We start from the raw sequence: 6,151 nt of genomic DNA on the forward strand, positions 1-6,151 counted from the left end.
GATGCGAAAATGATGCGAAAAAGTGATGTGGATGCATCGCTTTTTGCTTTTTGTTATGGTTTTTCTGTTATTTTCCGTGTTAGAAAATTTGGCATAGAACTTGCAAAAGTTAAAGGCAGAGAGAATGAAATAATGAACTATCGCAAATTTTCAGCTGGAGAGGCTGAATAAAGAGAAATCATACTAAATACTAAATAATAAAAATAAAAAAACCGCCATTAAGAGTGGAGAGAAACCTAAGCGTACGGATATATTTTTTGCGATAGTTCATTTCCATTTCATCCTCGTTTCGTTGCATAGCGGCATGCAATTCCAACCGATTTCGAATTGGCAGTTGAGGATATGTTTCCATTCGTTGTACAATGAAGATATCCTCATATGCAGGGAGGTTTTGCTTATGGCAGAAGTTGTGGCACAATCTCTGAGCCAGGAGCTGCTGGCGTTATTGCAGCACGAACGGTTTGCCATGTTGTCTACGGTGAGCAGACAATCGGGAGGCCCTTATGTGAGCGCGATTTCATGGGTATACGCACCAAATGTCTCGACAGTTTGTTTTGCTGTTAACAGTAAGTCGGTTATTGTTGAGAATATCCAGCACAACAGTCATGTTGTGCTTAATGTGTTTGCTGGTGGCTCCGTTTACTCCATCAGCGGGCATGCGCATGTGAAAGTGGAACGGATGGAGAATGTACCGTTGAAGCTAACGCTTATCGAAGTTATGATCGAAGAAGTGCGCGATGTTATGTTTTACGGGTCACGTATTGCTGTTGAGCCGCGTTTTGAGAAAACATATGATGAACGCGCGGCGGAGAAACTGGATAATCAAGTAATGGAAGCGCTTAAAAATGCCTAGTCGTATGACCAGGCATTTTTTTGTCTATCGATTTTGTGTAGGGGCCTGGTTTCGCTCCGGTACACGATGCGGAGCCTGAGGTACGAGACGGCCCGCAATATCGGCCAGCTCTTCCGCGAATCCGGCAACAGGTCTGCCACGACGGATGTCTTCATTCATTTCCCTGAGTCTCTGTACAATGCCCGGGTTGGCAGTAACAAGCGCTGTGGCACCTTGTGGATCTTTGCGTAATGCTTCTACAACTGAATATTTAATCGTACCGACACGGGCACGATCGAGGCGATCATCCACATTAATACCGACAATGGCTGTTTTACCAAGGACGACGGCCGTCGCTCCTTTTACCCGTGGCACGCTGGTAGCCAGCTTTGCCAGCCTGTCAGCGGTAGCTGTTGTATTTTGTGGCTGCTGCGGTTGCGGTGCGGTTTGCTGAACCCGCTGGGTTTGGGCTTTGTTCCCTGTAGGTTGAGGATTTGCCGCTTTATTAGGAGCACACCCGGCAAGTGTAAGAACGGCAAGTAAAAATAGCACATGTTTCTTCATCCTGTCACATCCTTTCCAGTATTGGTTACGTTCTTTAAACGTAGTGTTTCGCAAAAGGAAAGGAGGCATACGCGATTTTCCCTTCTAGAATATTTTTTGTAACATACACTAACAACAAACCTCCATAAACCATAGAGTAAAGTAAAGCGTATGGATTGAAGATCGCTCTTTATTTGCACTTCCATAATTAGAAAGCTTTCGGCAAACGCCTGTGCGCTTGTCATTAGGAAAAGCATCCATATACATTGCCCGGGAGGCGAGACATTGAAAAAAATCTATGTCTTAGATACGAATGTACTGCTGCAAGATCCGTTGGCGATTTTCTCATTTCAAGATAATGATGTAGTATTGCCAGCTGTTGTGCTCGAAGAGGTGGACTCCAAAAAGCGTTTGATGGACGAAATTGGAAGAAATGCTAGGCATACTGCCAGACTGCTGGACGGATTGCGCACCAAGGGACAACTCCACCACGGTGTTGAGCTTGATAGCGGGGGCCGACTGCGTGTAGAATTAAATCATCGGTCGTTTGCTCGCATGCAAGAATTGTTTCACGATATGACGAATGACAACCGCATTCTTGCGGTAGCGATGAATCTGCATACGGAAGAGCAGCAGAAAGAATCGCCCCGTGCTGTCATTCTTGTTTCAAAAGATGCACTTTTGCGCGTAAAGGCAGACGCGCTCGGGCTTCCAGCTGAAGATTTTCTATCCGATCGGGTGGTGCATGAATTTTCTAACCTCTATAAAGGATATGTAACCATTCAGGTTCCTGTTGATACCATTCAACAATTTTATAGCGCGGGCCCGTTCGAGTTGCATAGTTTTCTGCCTAATCGTACATTTCTTGCCAATGAATTTCTTATTCTAAAAGACGAGCTGGGTTCGTCCGCTTCAGCCATTGGTCGGGTGAGCGGAGATGGAAAGCATTTGTTGCCGCTTGTGTTTGGAGACGAAATCGTCTGGGGTGTAAAGGCACGAAATGCCCAGCAAAAAATGGCAATGGAGCTGTTGCTTAATAAAGATATTCCACTTGTTACCCTTACTGGCAAGGCGGGGACCGGAAAAACACTTCTCTCGCTCGCAGCTGGACTGATGCAGACGGAGGACGAACGCGCGTACAAAAAACTGCTGGTCGCACGGCCTATTGTACCGCTTGGCAAGGATATAGGATATTTACCGGGAGAGAAAGAAGAGAAGCTACGTCCATGGATGCAACCGATTTATGATAATCTGGAGTATTTGTTCAATACGAAGCAGTCTAGAGATTTGGATAAAATTCTGGCGGGACTTGGCAGCATTCAGGTCGAAGCGCTTACCTATATCCGTGGCCGCAGCATTCCTGAACAGTTCATCATTATTGATGAAGCGCAGAATTTAACGAAACATGAAGTAAAAACCATCTTAACGCGGGTTGGTGAGAACAGCAAAATTATTTTGATGGGCGATCCGCAGCAAATTGATCACCCGTATCTTGATGAAGTCAACAATGGATTGACGTACGTGGTGGAAATATTTAAGAGTGAAAAAATGTCGGGCCATATTACGTTAAAGAAGGGAGAGCGTTCCTCATTGGCGCAATTGGCTGCCGATTTATTATAAGAAAAGCGCAAAGCTCCGCATTGTTCTGACGGGGCTTTTTCTTTTCGTTTTGCGGATAAAGATGGTACACTAGGGAAAATAAGATACAGGAGGGCAGTTCATTGCGCATTTACACTTTTCCTTTGGGACCATTACAGACGAATTGCTATGTTGTAGCTAATGAAGAGACGAATGAGGCCATCATCATTGACGCAGGTATGCATCCAGGTGAGCTGTTGGATAAGGCGAACGAATATGAAGTGCAGGCGATTCTTTTAACACATGCTCATTTTGATCATATGGGAGGATTGGAGCAAGTCCGTAAGAAAACCGGCGCACCTGTCTATATTCATCATGCTGAACAGGAGTGGCTAACTAATCCGGCTTTGAATGGCTCTTCGAATTGGCCAATGATCGGAGGCCCGATGACAACAGATCGCGCTGAACATGAAGTGAAGGATGGCGATTTGCTTACGTTCGCCGGGTTTAACGTACAGGTGATGGAAACGCCGGGGCATACGCCGGGCGGGGTATCGTTCTTAATCGGCCAGGAGCTGTTCAGCGGCGATACGTTATTTGCGCATTCCATTGGACGAACCGATTTGCCTGGTGGAAATTATGAACAATTAATCCGCAGCATTCAAGAGAAGTTGCTGCCGCTTCCGGAAGAGACTCGTGTATATCCCGGACACGGACCAGATACGACAATCGGCTTTGAGAAGCTGCATAATCCGTTTATTGTCGAAACGCTACGGTAATACTGGGTTTGTCACATATTTTTCACACCATTACAGGATAAAAAGCACACATGATTTGAAAACATTGCTAAACTAAGGGGAAGAATGGAAAGACTAATAGGGGACTTGGGATTACTTTCAGGAAAAGGGATGATGAATTAATGCTATTTGGATTGTCCATTGGAACATGGATGCTTATCACAATTATGATTTGTTTCACCGGTTCGGCTTTGCTCATCTGGTATGCGGCGAAATCCAGCGGACAGTTTGACGATGTAGAAGGTATAAAATATCGCATGTTGGAAGAAGATTCCACGGTTGATGTGCCGATTAATTCAAAAAGATAGAAGGAGAAGCATACTCGCCAATGAGTATGCTTTTTTTATCATTGTGAAGCGTCGATTCAGTGTACAATAAAGGAAGGAAAAAAGGTCTGTGAAGCTAGTGTGAGGTGGTTGGAATGGGCCACGAATGTTGCGGGGAACAGGCGGAAAGACATATACGCCTGCTTCGTTTATTGAATGAGCTCAATGTTTACATTGCAGAAGAAACTGAACTGGAGAGAGCGCTCATTTTTGCCGGGGAAATCGTTCGGCGTGCCATAGGCGCTGGGATGTGTGTGGCGCTGATGGAGGAGGAGGAACGAAATTTACAGGTGTGGGTGGATACCGATCGGAAGGAAAGCCGATATTGCTTTGTACCGACGGCGTTGGCATCTGAAAAACAGGTGTTGGAGAGTGGTACGGTACAAATATTGTATCCGCAAAAGTATCCTGTTCTTGTCGCACTTTTGCCGCTACATACGTACAGAACGCTTTGTTTGCTCCCTATTCAGCACAATGAAAAGCGACATGGAGTGCTCTATGTATTTCATGAACAGGAGATTGCAGTGGAGAGAGATTTGTTAGAATTTTTAGAAGGGGTTGCTGCTCGCCTGAGTATTGCCGTCTACAATTGGCGGCAACAGCAGGATTTGCAATATCAGAGGCGCAAGCTTCAGCTTTTGTACGATATGATGGCGGTAGCGGCAGACGCTGATAAAAATCTAGAGGATGTATTAGAGCTCGTGCATTGTCAAATTGCCGAGACATTTCACTGTTCCCATGTAGTTATCGGCCTTGTTGATGAAGCAGGAAAGAGGATTACGATTTCAAATGCCAGTGGCAAAGTAGACACCGAATGGGCTAATTCTTTGACGCTTCCAGCTTCGGTAGAAGGCGACCGTAGGCACGAGGAAGCGTTTCATACTGGATTACCCGTAGTAGTGAAGGACGGGAGGGGTGATGAGCGCTGCGAGAATGCTGCATGTTTGCTGGATTCATACAGCGGGGTTACGGTGCCTGTTATGTATAAAGATAGGCCGCTTGGTGTAATTTATGCCGATAATAAGGAATGTCGAAGATTCACCGAGATGCAATTGCAGTTTTTAACTGCCATTGCACGTCAATTGGGAACGGTAATTATGAATGTACGGCAGTATGAGTATATTAAGACGCTAGCGATTACGGATGGATTGACAGGACTTCATACGCGACAATATTTTTCTGAACGCTATTCTGAAGAATATGCAAGTGCTGAGCGGTATAACATGCCCTTGTGTCTCATTATGCTCGATATCGATGATTTTAAAAAAATTAATGATACGTATGGTCATGTTGTGGGGGATAATGTTCTGGTAGCCGTGTCCCGTATGGTACAGCGGCAGATTCGGACATACGACATTGTGGCAAGGTATGGAGGTGAAGAGTTAATTCTGCTCCTGCCACGTACGCAATTGGAAGATGCATATCGTATTGCTGAGCGGATTCGAACGGCATTTCGCTCGCTTGACTTTTCATTTCTAATTACAGCAAGTATCGGTCTTGCCGCTTACCCGCATCATGCCGGGAGTAAAGAAGAACTGCTTATGCTTGCTGATGATGCTATGTACCGTGCTAAGCATCAGGGAAAGGATCGCATTAAAATCGCACACAATAAATCAGGAACAATTTGAGATTGACCAGCAGGGGGGTGCCGAGCTGGTTTCTTTTTCAAAGAGTAGGAAAGTAGATGTCGCTGTAAAGGAAGAAAGCAACATCTACTTTCCTCTGATTGTGTCACTTGAAAAATGTGCGAGGCGTGTCGTCAAGTTATTGTTTGACTTCATTGTGAAGAAAGGATAAGTGAAGGTACTGGCATGTTTTTCTTACAATGAAAAACACCACCTTGGGGTAAAGGTGGTGTTTAGGGGGAGGATTAGAATTAGAGTTAAACTAATAGGGTGGGGCAATGCCCCTGGGTTTTACATATGGGATGTTAATTACATGATAAACTGCTTTTTAAACTGTGTCAATAGTGTTAAACGGAAAATCTATTTTTTTATAATATATAAATCATGTTTTCATATTTTTACACCAGTAAAGTATGTAGAATTCACTTGACGTAGTAACAAAAGTTCAGG

At 44.7% G+C, this 6,151-nt stretch carries 7 protein-coding genes; 6 read left to right on the top strand and 1 reads right to left on the bottom strand.

Translation table 11 applies throughout. From position 1 onward, the window contains the following. Nucleotides 1–9: 9 nt before the first annotated feature. Both HMPREF0083_RS28530 and HMPREF0083_RS24115 read left to right on the top strand, forming a co-directional pair. Nucleotides 10–171: a hypothetical protein gene (locus HMPREF0083_RS28530; protein ID WP_021624561.1), complete on the top strand. Its 162-nt coding sequence runs from the start codon at nt 10–12 to the stop codon at nt 169–171. Nucleotides 172–397: 226 nt separating this feature from the next. Then, entirely contained in the window at nt 398–853 is a 456-nt protein-coding gene (locus HMPREF0083_RS24115) for a pyridoxamine 5'-phosphate oxidase family protein (RefSeq protein ID WP_040304821.1), read from the top strand. 24 nt (nt 854–877) lie between these two features. Here HMPREF0083_RS24115 and HMPREF0083_RS24120 read toward each other — a convergent pair whose 3' ends face one another. After that, the gene (locus tag HMPREF0083_RS24120) at nt 878–1,396 is read right to left on the bottom strand and encodes a YhcN/YlaJ family sporulation lipoprotein (protein ID WP_021624563.1); all 519 of its coding nucleotides are present in this window, start codon (nt 1,394–1,396) and stop codon (nt 878–880) included. Nucleotides 1,397–1,660: 264 nt separating this feature from the next. Here HMPREF0083_RS24120 and HMPREF0083_RS24130 point away from each other — a divergent pair, with 264 nt between their 5' ends. From HMPREF0083_RS24130 to HMPREF0083_RS26770, 4 genes are all read left to right on the top strand, one after another. Beyond that, on the top strand, nt 1,661–2,995 hold the full coding sequence (locus HMPREF0083_RS24130; RefSeq protein ID WP_021624565.1) for a PhoH family protein: 1,335 nt from the start codon (nt 1,661–1,663) through the stop codon (nt 2,993–2,995). A gap of 101 nt (nt 2,996–3,096) precedes the next feature. After that, nucleotides 3,097–3,732: an MBL fold metallo-hydrolase gene (locus HMPREF0083_RS24135; RefSeq protein ID WP_245191376.1), complete on the top strand. Its 636-nt coding sequence runs from the start codon at nt 3,097–3,099 to the stop codon at nt 3,730–3,732. A gap of 140 nt (nt 3,733–3,872) precedes the next feature. Further along, a complete protein-coding gene (locus tag HMPREF0083_RS24140) occupies nt 3,873–4,058 on the top strand; it encodes a cbb3-type cytochrome oxidase assembly protein (RefSeq protein WP_021624567.1) in 186 nt (61 codons plus the stop codon). A 113-nt stretch (nt 4,059–4,171) separates the two neighbouring features. Beyond that, nucleotides 4,172–5,704 (top strand): sensor domain-containing diguanylate cyclase, encoded by a 1,533-nt coding sequence (locus tag HMPREF0083_RS26770; protein WP_021624568.1) that lies wholly within the window; start codon nt 4,172–4,174, stop codon nt 5,702–5,704. Nucleotides 5,705–6,151 lie beyond the last annotated feature (447 nt).

Origin of the sequence: Aneurinibacillus aneurinilyticus ATCC 12856, from assembly GCF_000466385.1 — a bacterium.
GTDB classification, from domain to species: domain Bacteria; phylum Bacillota; class Bacilli; order Aneurinibacillales; family Aneurinibacillaceae; genus Aneurinibacillus; species Aneurinibacillus aneurinilyticus.